Genomic DNA, 16,351 nt, shown 5'->3' with positions numbered 1-16,351 from the left:
TATGGCTCTTTTGTTTATGGAAATATTGTTGTCGCCTGCAGTGGAGTAGAACAATGGTTTGATATGTTAGTCAGTGGCTGGATTGCTGTCGCTATTGAGCAGTTAGCAATACATGAATATCAAACCAATAAAATAGAAAACCCAACCCAAACCTATAGAAGTTAATTTTAGTCTTTAATAAGGAATGTAAACATGAAAAAACTACTTAAAACTGCATTAATTACCGCAGGCCTGATCATGTCAGCAAGTACTTTTGCTGCTGATTATCCGTCTAAAAATATTCGCTTAGTGGTTCCTTTCGGTGCAGGTGGTGGTACGGATGCGGTCGGTCGTACGCTTGCAAACAGTGCAAAAGATATTCTTGGCACCAGTATTTCTGTCATGAATCGTACCGGCGGCGCAGGCGCAGTGGGTATGAGTTATGGCGCTCAACAACGTCCTGATGGTTATACGCTGACAGTGGTTACACGCGAAATCGCTTCATTACCGCAGATGGGATTGATGCAAAATACAGCCGATGATTTTAAACTAATCCGCATGGTTAACTTAGATCCTGCCGTTGTATTAGTGCCTGCAGACAGCCCTTTTAACACTATTAATGATTTAATCGCTGAAGCAAAGAAAAATCCGGGTGAAGTTCTATTTGCGTCTACCGCAGCGCCTAACTTTTATTTGATGGCACTGGAAAAATCTCAAAAGATCAAACTTAATGCAGTCCCTTACAACGGCTCTTCACAAGCGATCCCTTCTGTTTTAGGTCACCATACACAAGTAACCATGGTAACCCCTGGTGAAGCGATTGCTCAGCTGCGTTCAGGTCAGCTTAAAGCATTAGGTGTTATGTCTGCTGAACGTATCTCTTACATCCCTGATGTAGCAACCCTAAAAGAACAGGGTATCGATGTTACAACGGGTACATGGCGTGGTATTGGCGCACCTAAAGATACGCCAGATGAAATCATTGAAATCTTAGGTAACGCTTTTGATCAAGCAATGGCTTCTGCTGAATTCAAAGACTTTATGGCAAAAGGCGCGATGACTATTCATCCGCTAAAAGCGCAAGAGTTTACGGATTTTGTTAAGCAAGATACTGAACTACTTGGCAAATTAATTAAATAAAGCTAAAGCCAGGGTAAAGAACACTTACCTTGGCTTTTTATTTACCCTAACGCCGGCTGTCTTAGCGGTTTAAAGAGAATTTACTATGCTCAATCGCAACATTTTCTTTCCCACTTTAATGATTTTGTTAAGTGCAGCTATTTTAGGGATCATTACCCAATTTTCTGAGCCTATGTACCAGGATTCATCCTTTGGTGCTGGTTTTTTCCCAACCATAGTGGCAATCATTCAAATTTTAATATGCGCTGTTTTAATCATTCAATATAAAAAGAACAACAAAGCAGCCAAAGAAGCGCCCCTTCTTTCCGGTAAATCCGTATTTGGTATCTCTTTTGTGATTAGCTACGCGATACTGATCAGCCTTGTTGGTTACCTGATTGCAAGCCTTATTGGTTTTACCTTTTATCTACTTTATTACAAAATCAAAAAACCACTTTATTATGTCATAGCGTGGATATTTGTATTTGCTATCTATTTTCTTTTCGGTGAGGTTTTTGTTATTTCATTGCCAGAAGGTTTACTTTTTTATTAGGTTGTTATTATGATAGATTATTTACTTAGCGGTTTTATGGCAGCATTTAGTCTGTCAATCTTTCCAGTATTGGTCCTTGGTGTCCTTGGCGGGGTCATATTAGGGGCTCTGCCGGGCTTAACGGCCACCATGGGGGTCGCCATATTACTGCCCTTCACTTTTAGCATGGAAGCAACACCCGCACTGGTTATGTTAATAGGTGTTTATATCGGTGGCATCTACGGAGGATCCATTGCCGCTATTTTACTGAAAACCCCAGGCACCCCCGCTTCAGCAGCTTCCGTACTTGACGGTCATACCATGGCAATTAAAGGTATGGCAGCAAGAGCATTAAGTATTGCTGCAGTCGCTTCCTTTATTGGCGGATTGTTAAGTACGATTGTACTGATCGCAATCGCCCCCATATTGGCAGATTTTGCGCTGCGTTTTAATGCGCCGGAATACTTTGCTCTGGCATTATTTGGTTTAACTATTATTGCCAGTGTCTCTGCTAAAAATATTATGAAAGGACTTTTAGCGGGCACTATAGGTTTATTAGTTTCTATGGTTGGCTTAGATCCCATCAGTAGTGTTCCTCGATTTACTTTTGGCATCATGGATTTATACAGTGGCATCAATATTATTCCCGTATTAATCGGTTTATTTGCCATTTCAGAAGCACTAAATCAACTGGAGAAACTCTCTGCTAACCAGCAGGACATTGTGCCCAAATTTAATCACAAAGTATTAAGCTTTTTAGACTTTAAAAAGATATTACCAACCGCCATTAAAAGCGGCTTGATAGGCACTGCAATAGGATCTGTCCCCGGAGCCGGAGCAGACATTTCGGCATTTGCTTGTTATAACGAAGCAAAACGTGTTGCTAAAAATCCAGAGGAGTTCGGTAATGGCTCTATCCATGGTTTAGCTGCTGCGGAAGCGGGTAACAATGGTGTCACGGGCGGATCGTTGGTTCCTTTATTAACACTTGGCGTTCCCGGTGATGCGGTTTCTGCGGTATTATTAGGCGCCCTTATTGTTCAAGGTTTAACGCCAGGGCCACTATTATTCACCCAAAACCCAGAAATAGTTTACGGTATTTTCAGCTCAATGATCGTCGCTAATATAATTATGTTACTGATTGGTTTTTTAGGTATTCGCTTTTTCTGTCGAATCATTGAAGTACCGAAAATCATTATGATCCCAATCATTATATTTCTCTCTATTATTGGTGCGTACGCCATTAATAACTCGATGTTTGACGTAGGTATTGCGATCGTATTTGGTTTATTAGGTTTGGTCTTGAATAAGATGGATATCCCATCTTCACCGATATTGCTGGCGATAATATTAGGACCAATGGCAGAGACTAACTTGAGAAGATCGCTGATAATGTATGATGGCAGTTGGTCATTCTTGTATGAGCGTCCAATCGCCTTAGCGTTTATTTTATTCGCCGTCTTTTCTGTCTACTCAACATTAAAACTTAAAAAGAAACAACGCGTAGCATTAGAAGCCGCACTGGAAAAAGACGATTTATAAAAATATCAAATAGTTAAGCGTCACTTTCGGCGCTTAAATATACTTTGTATAAAATTTAATAACCTTCAGTTAGTAAAAAAAAATGTGTTATTGTCGTACGTAGCTCGATTTATTACTAACGAAGTCTTATAATGCACCATAAATTATTGTAATTTATCGTTAATTTATACAGCAGTAATCAATATTATTATTGCTAATATTCATATTTACTCCTGTATTATATTCTCCATAAGGGTCCCAATGTCTTCCAGTTTTAGCACAATATCAGGCTCATCCCGCAATTTGCATCTTCAAGTTGCTCGTACCATTGCGCGAGGCATTTTGTCCGGTGATCTACCTCAAGGTTCAAAAATTCCCAATGAAATGGATTTATGTGAGCAATTCGGTATTAGTCGCACAGCGTTACGTGAAGCGATTAAATTACTCAGTTCAAAAGGTCTGTTGCGCTCTAAACCTAAAATTGGCACAACGGTAATGGATAAAACCAATTGGAATTTTCTCGACCCGCAATTACTTGAATGGATAGATGGCCTTGAAAATTCAAAGGTTTTTTATCAACAATTTCTTGGTTTACGAAAAGCGATTGAACCTGAAGCCTGCGCATTAGCCGCAAAAAATGCTTCGGCAGAACAACGCATCGAACTTTCAGATACTTTTCAGAAGATGGAAGAAATTGCTAAAGATTTTGACCATGCCCGTTGGGCAGAAGTGGATATGCAGTTCCATCGTTTGATTTTCCTATCAACGGGTAATGACTTTTATTTACCTTTTGGTAATGTTTTAGCCACCATTTTTATGAGTTTTATCGCCTATTCGTCAAAAGATGGTGGCGTCTGCATTGGCGAGCATCGCGCAATTTATGCAGCAATAATGGCTGGCAAAGAAGAACAAGCGCGCGAAGCATCGCGATTTTTACTTATTGCAGAAAAACATCGTTTGCCAAGTGAAGATGCAGCTTAAAAAAGCTTACAGATAACTTTCACTGGATCCATAAAACCAATATCCGCTATTTTAATATGCATATTCAAATAGCTGGGTATTGTTTATTTTGTATCTCGAATATATTGTCTGCTGATTGTATTATTTACTGATATCAGCACTATTACCTCCAATTTTTAAAACAACTCCTTACTCTGGTGTTTCAAACTTATAACCTTGCGAGTTAAGACTCTAGTATGCGAATTGATATCGCCGCAGCAGATGTTCTGTTATCGACCCCCAATTTTTTAAAAATCTGCTCTAAATGTTTATTAACAGTGCGCGGACTCATCTCTAAAATAAGGGAAATTTCCCAGCTTGTTTTACCGTAAGAGACCCAATACAGCACTTCCGATTCACGTTTGGTTATCGGCAGTTTATTTTTTAAATCCTGTGGATTTTTGGGCTGCGCTTTTTGAACAATGCGCAACAGATGCATTTTTTCCTGCTGACGTTCGTAGTACACCTCTATCGGTTCCGAAAAACAGTTTATTTTGAGGTTCTGCAGTCTATCGCTTTTTAACCACTTTTCTATTAACGGCGCCATACTGGTCCACGGACTTGGGCTACTTTTTGATGTTTGCTCTATTAAGGTATGCACATAGGGCGTCGCCCAGGAAAGGCGGCCTAACTCACTGACACAAAAAACTTTTTTACCCGCATGTTCAAGCGCATCCTGGGCGCTTAGGGCCAATTTCGCGGTTTCAATATGTCTTTTAATACGCGCGATAACTTCATCGGGTGAAATCGGTTTAGTCACATAATCAACCCCGCCCGCTGCAAAGCCTTTAACCACATCTTCAACATCGGTTAATCCGGTCATAAATATAATCGGGGTATTAGGCAAAATAAGCTTGAGACGCCGACAGGTCTCAAAGCCATCCATTTCCGGCATCATGGCATCCAGTAACACCACATCGGGTGGCACCTTAGCGGCGATAGCCAATGCCTGCCGACCATTGAGTGCAACTAAGGCTGTATAACCCTCACTGTTAAGCGCAACATTAAGCATGCCTAATGATTCAGGGGAATCATCGACCACTAAAACCACATCACTGTTTTCATGCTTCATGATTTAACTCTCTTAAATACTCAATAATTTTCGGAAAATTACACACTTCAACATACTCCCTGATTTGCGACGCACTTGCTGGCGGATAACAATATTGAGATTCTATCTCGGTAAATTTATCTTTAAAACCCGACAAATAACCAATTTCAGCCAGAGCGATTAATGCCTGATACTGATCCCTTGGTACCGCCGGTTTCTTTATCCTGTTAATGGCGGCTACGGGTTGTTTTTCACTTTCTTTATAACGCCATTGCAAATTCAATAACTGTGCTATTTTGCCCAGTAAGGCATCTAAATTGACCGGTTTTGCAATATAGCCGCTATGGTAACCTTCTGCCTGTAAATTATATTCGGTATCACGAGCATTTGCCGAAACCATCAGTACAGGCATGGCATAATGACTTTCACGCAAGCGCTTAACCATCTCCCAGCCATTCATCACTGGCATGCGCACATCCAATAAAAGCAGATCAACATCCCGCTCTTCAAGCAAAGTAAAACCCTGCTGCGCGTTTTCTGCCAGTAACACCTCAAAACCGATCGGCTTTAACAGCGCAGACATTAAAGTACGCTGGTTAAGGGAGTCATCGACCACTAACAGTGTCTGTTTTTTGCCGCTGTAACCGGTCGCCTGCAATTTATTAAACTCAGGCTCCTTTGGATCTTTATGCAATTTAAACAGCATCAAACGGAAATTAAAGGTCGAACCCTGGCCGATGCTGCTGCTTAAACTTATTTCCCCGCCCATCAGCTCCGCCAGTGAGCGAGAAATAGTGAGCCCCAGCCCCGTCCCGGTGATAGCTTGCGTATGTTCATTTCTAATCTGCTCAAAGGGTTTAAAAATCAGTTCCTGATTACTTTTAGAGATCCCCGTGCCCGTATCAATCACGCTAAAATGCGCCACTTCACTGCGGTAGGTAACTTTAAAAGTGACCGAGCCCTGCTCAGTATATTTAATCGCATTGGAAATTAAATTAATCAGAATTTGCCGCAGGCGCTGCTTATCCGTGGCCACATAATCGGGCAGATTTGGACTGCTAATATAATAGAATTTAAGCCCTTTTTTACTGGCCTGCATCTGAAACATATCAACCAATTGCTGTAAAATAGCTTTTAAATTAAATTCATCACGCTGCAGATTGACCCGCCCAGCTTCAATTTTAGATATTTCCAGAAGGCCTTCAATAAGATCCGCCAGGTGTTGCCCATTGCGTTTGACAATGGTGATCATTTCACGCTGCTTTAGGGGCAGAGCCGGATCGCGGCTGAGCAACTGCGCATAACCCAATAGTACATTAAGCGGCGTGCGCAGTTCGTGACTTAATCCGGCCAGGTAACGGCTTTTCGCTTCATTAGCCGCTTCCGCCACCTCTTTGGCCACCTGCAGCGCAGATGACGTCTGTTCATGGGCGTTGATCTCCTTAGCCAACGCATTAGTCTGGGAGCGTAACTCTTTTAACGCTGTCTGATTGCCGCTGCGCGCCAAAATAAACAGCCAGCTCACCACCCCGATAATAATCAACAATAAAAAAAATATTGTAACCAGGGTATTCGTAAAGACCTGCTTAACGCTCGGCTCCTCCAGAGGAACTTGCAGATAGATCAAAAACAGAATACCGGCACAGATAAGACTTAAGGCGCAAGTCAATGCGAGAAACTGACTCAAGGGGGTGGCCAATTTTTTAAGCAGCTGTGTGCTTAAAAAACGGCTGAAAAAACCATGCGCCTGCTGTGACAGCGTGGCGTTCGGCCGGCATTGATCACCGCAGCGCACATCTAAACTGCAGCACAATGAGCAGATCGCTTTGCCGTAGGCGGGGCAAAAAGTCATATCTTCAGGATCAAAGGTATTCTCGCAAATATGGCACTTGGTCATATTTGGAATAGGCGGCTTATCGCTTTCCACTAAATAATATTTACCTTTGCTTAACCAGCCTATCAAGGGCACGGTGACAAAAGGTAAAAAACAGGCAATAAAGGATGCTAACGCTTTGACAGTTTCACCATACCAGCCCAGATGGGCGCTGAAGCCGGCCAATGACGCGAGCAGCATTGAGCCGACACCGACCGGATTAATATCGTATAAATGTGAACGTTTAAATTCAATATGTTTGGGGCTTATCCCCAGCGGTTTATTAATAACAAGATCCGCAACCACCGAGCTCAGCCAGGCTAAAACAAGCACCGAATAAACCGACAGCATGCTGGCAATAGTTTGGTAAATCCCAAGCTCCATCAGTAATAAAGCAATGGCGACATTAAATAACATCCACACCACTCGCCCGGGATGGTTAAGGGTCACCCGAGAAAAGAAGTTTGACCATGCCAACGATCCCGCATAGGCATTAGCTACGTTGATTTTTAACTGCGAAATCACCACAAAGGAGCAGGCGACAATCATACTGACCTGAGGATTGGCAAAAACATAACTGTAGGCAAGCTGATACATATGCGCCGGATCGCTCGCAAGTTCGCTCGTAATCCCCTGCTGCAGCGCAAAATAGGCGAGAAACGATCCTAAAAATAGTTTCAGAGCGCCAAAAATAATCCACCCCGGTCCGCCGGCAATCAGCGCCAGCCACCAGCGCCAGGCTCCCCGTTGCGGTTTTTCGGGTAAAAAACGCAGAAAATCCACTTGCTCGCCAATCTGCGCCACTAAAGATAACAACACCGCAGACGCCGCGCCGAACAAGATAAGGTTAAATGACCCGCCGGATGCCCCGGCATTGCCGGTAAACTGGATCCACGCATCGAGCTGACTGTCTGCGTGTGCAAAAACAAAAAATAGCGGCAGCAGCTGCAGCGCAATCCACAGGGGCTGCGTCCACACCTGAAAGCGACTGATATAAGTAATGCCGTGGGTCACTAAGGGCAAGACCAATAAGGCGCTGACGATATAACCTATTGATAAGGGCAATCCAAACAGAATCTGCAGCGCCATTGACATAATGGAGGCTTCAAGGGCAAAAAAGATAAAAGTAAAAGAAGCGTAGATAAGGGAAGCAATGGTTGAACCTATATAACCAAACCCGGCACCACGGCTGAGCAGGTCGATATCCACGCCGTATTTTGCCGCATAATAACTGATCGGCAGTCCGGTAAAAAAGATAATAAAAGTCACCGCCAAAATAGCCCAGGCGGAATTTTCAAAACCGTAGTTGAGCGTAATAGCGCCGCCAATGGCTTCTAATACCAGAAAAGAGATGGTTCCTAATGCGGTCACAGAAATACGGTTTAATGACCACTTTCTGGCACGTCTGGCGGTAAAACGTAACGCAAAATCCTCCATCATCTCGTTAGCAACGAGCTTATTATAGGTGCGCCGTGCTTTTATTATTTTCTGATTAGCGATCATAATATCCGACTTGCTTTAAGTGAATTTTTTTAAGTAACTTGTTTTTAAGTAACTTAAGTAACTTAGTTAGATGAATAGGTTTAACTAAATAGCTTTAGGTTAATAGATTTAAGTGAATCGGTTTAGTTTTGAGCAAATAACCCTCTATTCTACGACACTCACTCCCCCTGTTATATGCGTAGATTTACGTAGTTTATTGCGTCTTTCTGCGCATTTAATGCTTGCCATGATTAGACGATACTAAGACCACTTGTAATAAGGTTGTGCTTAAGATTTTTCAGCCGGTTATCTAAACCGATAAAAAGTTTTAACACCTAATGATAAAGAAAAGGAAACTCACTATGAAATTTAAAAAGCTTATTTTAGCCAGTTCAATTGTTGCAACGGGGTTAATGACCAATTTAACCTATGCAGCAGAGAACATCAAAGTCGGCGTATTGCATTCTTTATCGGGCACGATGGCGATCAGTGAAACCACACTTAAAGATACCGTACTGATGATGATAGCGGATCAAAATGCCAAAGGCGGTCTGCTCGGCAAAAAACTTGAAGCGGTGGTGGTTGATCCTGCATCAAACTGGCCACTGTTTGCCGAAAAAGGGCGCGAACTGCTGGCCAAAGACAAAGTCGATGTTATTTTCGGCAGCTGGACCTCGGTATCACGTAAATCTGTACTGCCGGTCCTTGAAGAGCTCAACGGTCTGATGTTCTACCCGGTGCAGTATGAAGGCGAAGAGTCATCGCAAAATGTATTTTACACTGGCGCGGCGCCAAATCAGCAGGCGATTCCTGCGGTTGATTACCTGATGAATGATATCGGTGCAGAACGCTGGGTATTATTGGGTACAGATTATGTCTACCCGCGTACCACCAATAAAATATTAGAAGCTTACCTGTTATCAAAAGGGGTCGAAGCGAAAGATATTATGATCAATTACACCCCTTTTGGTCATTCAGACTGGCAGAATATTGTTGCTGATGTAAAAACATTTGGTTCAACGGGTAAGAAAACAGCAGTAGTATCAACCATTAACGGTGACGCTAATATTCCTTTCTACAAAGAGCTGGGTAACCAGGGGGTCTCTGCTGAAGATATTCCTGTAATGGCATTCTCTGTCGGTGAAGAAGAGCTTTCCGGTTTTGATACAACCCCGCTAGTGGGCCACTTAGCAGCCTGGAACTACTTCCAAAGTGTTGAATCAGAAGAAAATACTAAATTTATCGCCAACTGGAAAAAATTTATCGGTGATGATAAACGGGTAACCAATGATCCGATGGAAGCGACCTATATTGGTTTCAAAATGTGGGTAAAAGCGGTTGAGAAAGCCGGTACAACAGACGTCGACGCCGTTGAACAAGCGATGATTGGCATAGCAATACCCAACTTAACCGGCGGTATTGCGGTAATGAACTCCAACCACCATCTGTCTAAGCCAGTACTGATTGGCGAAATTCAAGAAAATGGCCAGTTTGAAGTGGTTTGGTCAACACCTGATACGGTCATCGGTGATGCATGGTCAGACTTTTTACCAAGTTCTAAAGACTTGATTTCAGATTGGACTGCCCCCGTTAATTGCGGCAACTTCAATATCAAAACAGCGCAATGCTCAGGTCAATAACCCTCAGTAAAAGTAAATATAAAGTGATTATCAGAGAGGTAGCAATACCTCTCTTTTCTATAAGAAGTAGATTCTTTAACATTAAGGAATAACTAATGTTACGAATATTTTCCCTGTTGTTTTTTTTCCTCATGTCGTGCCATGCTCTGGCCGCTGATACAGATATGCCGACAACAGAGCACGATGCAGGGTTCGAAGAGCTGATCAAGCAGTTACCGGCAACAAAATTGTCCAGAATGGCACCCTTAGTAAATAAAATCGCAGCACAATCAGCTCCCCAGGTACCTGAGCTGTTAATGAACTTGATGAAGGGCCAGCTGTATTACCTGAAATCGGCTAACCAGCTTGTTTATGCACACAAAAATCTGCAACAAACCTATGATTTAACGTCTGTTTTAAAGACCACCGAATTCGCCCCTGTGAACAGTTCTGCGCTCAAGAAAATACGAACCAATAACCGTATTCGTGGTCAAATTCGCGACCTGCTGGCCAACATTTATTTATCCGACGACTCTCCGGCTGTGCGCCTGCAGGCCGTTAAACAGCTTTTAGATAACCCCAATAAAACCGCCATTAACAGCCTTACAAGATTAGTAAAAACAGAGCAGCAAAAAGAGATACACGAACTGATGTCCGTGGTGCTGCTGGTTGAGCAGTTAGAGAAAGGCGCGCTAGCTGAAAAACTCGCAGCTATTAGCCAGTTAACAGGAAGATTAGAGCCGGCGGTTAAAAACGCGCTGGTAAAAGAGCTTAATAAATTACCTAAAGCGCAGGACTTATCTGCCTCACAAGACCTATCTACTGCACAAGACCTCTCGACTGAAGACAATAGCGAACTTTACAACGCACTCACCCATGCCATAGGTAAAATGGAGCAGGACGGGGATTTCTATCAACTGCTTGATCATCTCTTTTTCGGCTTAAGTTTAGGCTCGGTTTTATTACTGGCAGCGATTGGTCTGACCATTACCTTCGGTGTAATGGGCGTGATTAATATGGCGCACGGTGAAATGATGATGCTCGGCGCTTATACCACCTATGTGATTCAGCAAAGCTTTCCCGGCTTAATTGAGTATTCCCTGCTGATGGCGGTGCCCGCTGCCTTTGTTGTTTCAGGTTTAGTCGGTATTTTAATTGAACGCGGCGTGATCCGTTTTCTAAAAGGACGCCCGTTAGAAACGCTGTTGGCGACTTTTGGTATTAGCCTGATTTTGCAGCAATTAGTGAGAACGGTTTTCTCACCACTCAATCGTCAGGTGGAAGCGCCACAGTGGATGAGTGGCTCACTGGAAATTAATCCTATTTTTTCATTAACCTATAACCGTCTATATATCATTATATTCGCGCTGATGGTGTTTTTCTCTTTATTAATGATTTTAAAAAAATCCTCGTTAGGTTTACATGTGCGAGCCGTTTCACAAAACCGCGATATGGCGCGCGCACTAAGCATAAAAAGCTCATGGGTTGATGCGATCACCTTTGGCTTGGGATCAGGGGTTGCGGGCATCGCCGGTGTGGCCTTAAGTCAGCTGACCAATGTCGGCCCTAACCTCGGGCAAGCCTATATTATCGATTCATTTCTGGTGGTGGTATTTGGCGGTGTCGGTAGCCTATGGGGCACCCTAGTGGCCGCGATGACCCTGGGCACCTTTAACAAATTCTTGGAGCCGTCGATGGGGCCTGTTCTCGCTAATATCATAGTGCTGGTCGGGTTAGTGTTGTTTATTCAAAAGCGCCCTAAAGGCTTGTTTCCTCAAAAAGGGAGGTCCGTTGAATAATGAAAAATTTACTTAATTCAGCAGCTTTTAAAAAGCTCAGCAGTTTACATTTTGTGCTGGCGATTTTATTTATCTCAACCCTGTATGTGACAGTGTGTAACTTAGCCTTTGCACCGGGCTCTTTTTTCTACGTCAGTGATTACACGGTCAGTCTGCTCGGAAAATATCTCTGTTATGCCCTGCTCGCATTGGCGGTCGACTTAGTGTGGGGATATTGCGGCATTTTAAGTCTCGGCCACGGCGCGTTTTTTGCGCTCGGCGGTTATGCTATGGGTATGTATCTGATGCGCCAGATAGGCGATCGCGGCGTTTACGGTAACCCTGATCTGCCCGATTTCATGGTCTTTCTGAATTGGACGGAACTACCCTGGTACTGGGCGGGATCAGATAACGTAGTTCTGATGGTGTTGCTGGTCTTTGCGGGCCCCGGACTGCTCGCGTACATTTTCGGCAGCATGGCATTTCGCTCCCGAGTGAGCGGCGTTTACCTGTCGATTATGACCCAGGCAATGACCTATGCACTGCTGCTGTCATTCTTCCGTAATGAAATGGGCTTTGGCGGTAATAATGGCTTAACCGATTTTAAAGAGATTTTTGGTTTTTCATTGCAGTCACCGAATACCAAACTGGCGCTGTTTGTCGCCACGGCCGTTGCTCTGGCTTTTGGGTATGCAGTCAGCCATTTTATTGTCAACTCAAAAATGGGCCGAGTGGTCACCGCGATTCGCGATGCCGAAGACAGGGTGCGTTTTGTCGGTTACAAACCCGAGCATTACAAGGTATGGATTTTTGTTGTATCGGCAATGCTGGCGGGTTTGGCGGGTGCACTGTATGTCCCGCAGGTAGGTATTATCAATCCCGGTGAGTTTTCACCTCTGAACTCAATTGAGATGGTGATTTGGGTCGCCATCGGCGGACGCGGCACTTTATACGGCGCAATTATCGGCGCGGTGGTGGTCAGTTATGCGAAAACCCGTTTTACCGCGATTATGCCCGAAGCCTGGTTATTTGCCCTGGGTGGACTGTTTGTTTTAGTGACCCTGTTATTACCCAAAGGGCTGGCGGGTCTGTTTGCCAGTCTGCTCAATAAACTGGATCCTCCTGCACCGACTGATACATTGCCGGCAAAAGACGGACAACCACCCTCTGCCACTTCCACCCCCGCGGAGGTTAAATCATGATAGTAGATAAACACGGCTCGCCAATCTCCTCAAAAGAGTCGATTAGCCCGGACACCACGCACGGCATGATTCTATATGTAGAAGGGGTCAGTGTCAGCTTTGATGGTTTTAAAGCCCTTAATGATCTTAACTTATATATCAAAGACGGCGAACTGCGCTGCCTGATCGGTGCCAACGGAGCCGGTAAAACCACCCTGATGGATGTGATCACCGGAAAAACCCGCCCCGACACAGGTAAAGTCAGTTTCGGGCAGCAGGTAGATCTGCTGCAGCTCGATGAATCGCAGATTGCCCGCGCGGGAATCGGCCGTAAATTTCAGAAACCCACTGTCTTTGAGGCGCTCAGCGTATTTGAAAATATCGAGCTGAGTTTAGCAGGTGATAAAGGCATCTGGAGCGCTCTGTTTCATAAACTCAGTGGCGCGCAGCAAGATAAAATAGATGAAGTGCTTGAGACTATAGGGCTGATAACCGAGCGCCACTACCCGGCCGGGCGTTTATCCCACGGCCAGAAACAGTGGCTGGAGATTGGTATGTTGCTTGCCGCAGAGCCGCGACTGTTATTGGTTGATGAGCCGGTTGCGGGCATGACAGCGCAAGAGACGGAGCGTACCGCAGAGTTATTAACCTCGTTGGCGGGCAAACATTCGGTGGTCGTGGTTGAGCATGATATGGCCTTTGTGCGGTCCATTGCCCGCACTGTCACAGTCTTACATCAGGGTTCAGTACTGGCGGAAGGGTCGATGGATGAAATTCAGGAAAATAGAGATGTACGGGAAGTTTATTTGGGTGAGGAGCAGGCTGAATTATGATTGAATTAAAATCGGTTAATCAAAAATATGGCGGCACGCAGATATTATGGGATCTCTCTCTTAATATTAAAAAAGGATCACGCACCTGCATTATGGGTCGTAATGGGGTAGGTAAAACCACCCTGCTTAAAACTATTATGGGTTTATTGCCGATAAGCTCGGGCAGTTTAGTGATTAACGGTCAGGATATGAGTAAAAGTAGCGTCGAAATGCGCCCTGAAATCGGCGTCGGTTACGTGCCGCAGGGGCGTCATATTTTTCCGCAACTGAGTGTTGAAGAAAATTTAAAAATAAGCTTAAATTGTTCGCGTCAACCCAGTAAAAGCATACCTGCTCACATATTTAAACTCTTTCCTGTGCTACAAGAGATGCTCCATCGGCGCGGCGGTGATCTTTCCGGCGGGCAGCAGCAGCAACTGGCGATCGCCCGCGCCTTAGTGCTCAATCCGGATATTCTTATTTTAGATGAGCCCAATGAAGGCATTCAGCCCAATATAGTACAACTGATCCGTGATGTACTTTTAAAGCTAAATAAAGAGCAGGGCATGACCATTATTCTGGTTGAGCAGAAACTGCCCTTTGCACGCGCGGTCGGTGAATATTTCCATCTCATGGAAAAAGGACAGGTTATCGCCTCCGGCGAGATGCAGGAACTCACGGATCAACTTGTGGGTAAATATCTAGCCGTTTAACAGCCGATGATTATTAAGGTAAAAATGTTAACTACTGAGATGACAAAACCGCCAATCACTGCACCGCCAAAGAACCAGTGGCTGGCGCATTTAATGCTGGAATTTAGCGATACTCCGGTCGGTACGCAGCTCACGCGTACCCGGCGTAAAGGGCCGCTGTCGGTACAGAAAGCTTTTTATCCCGAAGGGTCTGACTGCGCACATATTTACCTTCTGCATCCGCCCGCGGGAATCGTCTCCGGTGATGAACTGCGCATTGGCGTTGAGGTTAAAAAAAATGCCCATCTGTTGTTTACCACGCCGGGCGCCGGACGTTTTTACCGCGCCCGTGAGAATCTCACTATTGGCGATTCACAGCAGACTCAAATCACCCAATTTGACCTTGAGGCGCGAGCCAAATGTGAAAATTTCCCCCAGGAAACCATCGTTTATGAAGGCGCCGACGGCTTTAACAGCGTGGATATCAACTTAACCTCGACGAGTGTTTATCTCGGTTGGGATATCACCTGTCTGGGGTTGCCCGATTCAGATCAAGCCTTTATTAGAGGCAAATACTGCCAGTTAAATCGTCTATTTTGCGATACTAAACTTATTTATCATGATCGTATCAGCCTGTCGCCGGACAATAATTTATTAGCACACCCGGCAGGTCTCGCGGGTAACACAGTTTTTGCTACATTTTTAGCCTATGCACCTATCTTTTGTAATACCCCTGGGCCGCACAACCAACCCCAGCAGCTTAATAAATCTCCGCAGCACAAAAATTTAGTTAATCTGCTGCGTGACAAAATAACAGAGGAAAAGGCGCAGAACAAAATCAGTATTACAGAGATTAACGGTTTATTAGTAATCCGTTATTTAGGGCATCACGCCCAAGAGTGCAAGCAGTTATTTATAAGCTTATGGCAACTATTACGGCCTTTATTATTGAATAAAAGCGCCGTGCAACCGCGAATTTGGTACACCTAATTGGCAATCAGAAAAAGAGATTATTATGGACTTATTACCCAGAGAAAAAGACAAGTTACTGATTTTTACCGCCGCATTACTGGCTGAGCGACGTTTAAATCGCGGTTTAAAACTCAATTATCCCGAAGCCATGGCCTATATCTCCATGGAGATCATCGAAGGCGCACGTGACGGAAAAAGCGTGGCGGAGATGATGGATTACGGCCGCACTTTACTGACCCGTGATCAGGTGATGGACGGTATTGCGGAGCTGATTCCGGACGTCCAGGTTGAAGCCACCTTTGTCGATGGTACCAAGCTAGTCACTGTCCATAACCCTATAATTTAACGCGGCGGGCTGCGAGTGACGGGCTACGAGCTTTCTAGCTGAAGGCTGAAGGCTGAAGGCTGTCAGCCGTACTTTAAGGAGCAATTTATGATTCCAGGTGAAATAAAAACAGATTCCGGTGACCTGCAGTTAAATGCGGGTTGTGAGCAATTAACAGTGACGGTGGCCAATTCCGGGGATCGCCCGATTCAAGTCGGCTCGCATTATCATTTTTATGAAGTCAATCCGGCCCTTAAATTTGAGCGAGAAAAGTGTCGCGGTTATCGTCTTGATATCACCTCCGGCACCGCCGTGCGTTTTGAGCCCGGGCAGCAACGCCAAGTGACATTGATAGCCTATCGCGGCAAACGCCGCGTTTTTGGCTTTCGCGCAGGCATTCAAGGAGATCTATAAAG

The 16,351-nt window shown here is 44.5% G+C and carries 14 protein-coding genes; 12 read left to right on the top strand and 2 right to left on the bottom strand.

From position 1 onward, the window contains the following. The first annotated feature begins 192 nt into the window (after nucleotides 1–192). The 4 genes from ACJAZP_RS15105 (at nucleotide 193) to ACJAZP_RS15090 (ending at nucleotide 4,132) form a co-directional block, all read left to right on the top strand. Nucleotides 193–1,119 (top strand): tripartite tricarboxylate transporter substrate binding protein, encoded by a 927-nt coding sequence (locus ACJAZP_RS15105; RefSeq protein WP_415231571.1) that lies wholly within the window; start codon nucleotides 193–195, stop codon nucleotides 1,117–1,119. An 85-nt stretch (nucleotides 1,120–1,204) separates the two neighbouring features. Then, nucleotides 1,205–1,651 carry a tripartite tricarboxylate transporter TctB family protein gene (locus ACJAZP_RS15100; protein ID WP_415231570.1) on the top strand — a complete coding sequence of 149 codons (447 nt, stop codon included), beginning with the start codon at nucleotides 1,205–1,207 and terminating at the stop codon, nucleotides 1,649–1,651. 9 nt (nucleotides 1,652–1,660) lie between these two features. Next, the gene (locus ACJAZP_RS15095; protein ID WP_415231569.1) at nucleotides 1,661–3,172 is read left to right on the top strand and encodes a tripartite tricarboxylate transporter permease; all 1,512 of its coding nucleotides are present in this window, start codon (nucleotides 1,661–1,663) and stop codon (nucleotides 3,170–3,172) included. Between the two features lie 240 nt (nucleotides 3,173–3,412). Then, nucleotides 3,413–4,132, top strand: a complete 720-nt coding sequence (locus ACJAZP_RS15090; protein ID WP_415231568.1) for a FadR/GntR family transcriptional regulator — start codon at nucleotides 3,413–3,415, stop codon at nucleotides 4,130–4,132. 202 nt (nucleotides 4,133–4,334) lie between these two features. On the opposite strand, the gene ACJAZP_RS15085 is transcribed toward ACJAZP_RS15090, so the two are convergent. Then, nucleotides 4,335–5,222, bottom strand: a complete 888-nt coding sequence (locus ACJAZP_RS15085; RefSeq protein ID WP_415231567.1) for a response regulator — start codon at nucleotides 5,220–5,222, stop codon at nucleotides 4,335–4,337. After that, entirely contained in the window at nucleotides 5,212–8,577 is a 3,366-nt protein-coding gene (locus tag ACJAZP_RS15080) for an ATP-binding protein (protein WP_415231566.1), read from the bottom strand. The genes ACJAZP_RS15085 and ACJAZP_RS15080 overlap by 11 nt, the downstream gene beginning before the upstream one ends. 320 nt (nucleotides 8,578–8,897) lie before the next feature. On the opposite strand from ACJAZP_RS15080, the gene urtA reads away from it, so the two are divergent. The 8 genes from urtA (at nucleotide 8,898) to ACJAZP_RS15040 (ending at nucleotide 16,349) form a co-directional block, all read left to right on the top strand. Further along, nucleotides 8,898–10,196 carry an urea ABC transporter substrate-binding protein gene (gene urtA, locus ACJAZP_RS15075; protein WP_415231573.1) on the top strand — a complete coding sequence of 433 codons (1,299 nt, stop codon included), beginning with the start codon at nucleotides 8,898–8,900 and terminating at the stop codon, nucleotides 10,194–10,196. A gap of 95 nt (nucleotides 10,197–10,291) precedes the next feature. Next, the gene (urtB, locus tag ACJAZP_RS15070; RefSeq protein WP_415231565.1) at nucleotides 10,292–11,974 is read left to right on the top strand and encodes an urea ABC transporter permease subunit UrtB; all 1,683 of its coding nucleotides are present in this window, start codon (nucleotides 10,292–10,294) and stop codon (nucleotides 11,972–11,974) included. Next, complete coding sequence (gene urtC / locus ACJAZP_RS15065) at nucleotides 11,974–13,155, top strand: urea ABC transporter permease subunit UrtC (protein WP_415231564.1); 1,182 nt, start codon at nucleotides 11,974–11,976, stop codon at nucleotides 13,153–13,155. The genes urtB and urtC overlap by 1 nt, the downstream gene beginning before the upstream one ends. Next, nucleotides 13,152–13,967 carry an urea ABC transporter ATP-binding protein UrtD gene (gene urtD / locus ACJAZP_RS15060; protein WP_415231563.1) on the top strand — a complete coding sequence of 272 codons (816 nt, stop codon included), beginning with the start codon at nucleotides 13,152–13,154 and terminating at the stop codon, nucleotides 13,965–13,967. The genes urtC and urtD overlap by 4 nt, the downstream gene beginning before the upstream one ends. Further along, nucleotides 13,964–14,659, top strand: coding sequence for an urea ABC transporter ATP-binding subunit UrtE (gene urtE / locus ACJAZP_RS15055; RefSeq protein WP_415231562.1), 696 nt, complete (start codon nucleotides 13,964–13,966; stop codon nucleotides 14,657–14,659). Before urtD ends, urtE begins: the two co-directional genes overlap by 4 nt. A gap of 24 nt (nucleotides 14,660–14,683) precedes the next feature. Next, the gene (locus ACJAZP_RS15050) at nucleotides 14,684–15,628 is read left to right on the top strand and encodes an urease accessory protein UreD (protein WP_415231561.1); all 945 of its coding nucleotides are present in this window, start codon (nucleotides 14,684–14,686) and stop codon (nucleotides 15,626–15,628) included. A 25-nt stretch (nucleotides 15,629–15,653) separates the two neighbouring features. After that, nucleotides 15,654–15,956 (top strand): urease subunit gamma, encoded by a 303-nt coding sequence (locus ACJAZP_RS15045; RefSeq protein ID WP_011771248.1) that lies wholly within the window; start codon nucleotides 15,654–15,656, stop codon nucleotides 15,954–15,956. Between the two features lie 87 nt (nucleotides 15,957–16,043). Beyond that, on the top strand, nucleotides 16,044–16,349 hold the full coding sequence (locus tag ACJAZP_RS15040) for an urease subunit beta (protein ID WP_415231560.1): 306 nt from the start codon (nucleotides 16,044–16,046) through the stop codon (nucleotides 16,347–16,349). The last annotated feature ends 2 nt before the right edge of the window (nucleotides 16,350–16,351 follow it).

Source organism: Psychromonas sp., from assembly GCF_047632955.1.
Lineage (GTDB): Bacteria > Pseudomonadota > Gammaproteobacteria > Enterobacterales > Psychromonadaceae > Psychromonas.
The sequence above is the reverse complement of the archived record's forward strand: the minus strand, read 5'-3'. Positions and strand labels throughout refer to the sequence as shown.

Coding starts and splice junctions, on each gene's coding strand:
- ACJAZP_RS15085 (WP_415231567.1), bottom strand. CDS start 5,222: ATGAAGCATGAAAACAGTGATGTGGTTTTAGTGGTCGATGATTCCCCT.
- urtC (WP_415231564.1), top strand. CDS start 11,974: ATGAAAAATTTACTTAATTCAGCAGCTTTTAAAAAGCTCAGCAGTTTA.
- urtB (WP_415231565.1), top strand. CDS start 10,292: ATGTTACGAATATTTTCCCTGTTGTTTTTTTTCCTCATGTCGTGCCAT.
- ACJAZP_RS15100 (WP_415231570.1), top strand. CDS start 1,205: ATGCTCAATCGCAACATTTTCTTTCCCACTTTAATGATTTTGTTAAGT.
- urtE (WP_415231562.1), top strand. CDS start 13,964: ATGATTGAATTAAAATCGGTTAATCAAAAATATGGCGGCACGCAGATA.
- ACJAZP_RS15090 (WP_415231568.1), top strand. CDS start 3,413: ATGTCTTCCAGTTTTAGCACAATATCAGGCTCATCCCGCAATTTGCAT.
- ACJAZP_RS15105 (WP_415231571.1), top strand. CDS start 193: ATGAAAAAACTACTTAAAACTGCATTAATTACCGCAGGCCTGATCATG.
- ACJAZP_RS15040 (WP_415231560.1), top strand. CDS start 16,044: ATGATTCCAGGTGAAATAAAAACAGATTCCGGTGACCTGCAGTTAAAT.
- ACJAZP_RS15050 (WP_415231561.1), top strand. CDS start 14,684: ATGTTAACTACTGAGATGACAAAACCGCCAATCACTGCACCGCCAAAG.
- ACJAZP_RS15080 (WP_415231566.1), bottom strand. CDS start 8,577: ATGATCGCTAATCAGAAAATAATAAAAGCACGGCGCACCTATAATAAG.
- urtD (WP_415231563.1), top strand. CDS start 13,152: ATGATAGTAGATAAACACGGCTCGCCAATCTCCTCAAAAGAGTCGATT.
- ACJAZP_RS15045 (WP_011771248.1), top strand. CDS start 15,654: ATGGACTTATTACCCAGAGAAAAAGACAAGTTACTGATTTTTACCGCC.
- ACJAZP_RS15095 (WP_415231569.1), top strand. CDS start 1,661: ATGATAGATTATTTACTTAGCGGTTTTATGGCAGCATTTAGTCTGTCA.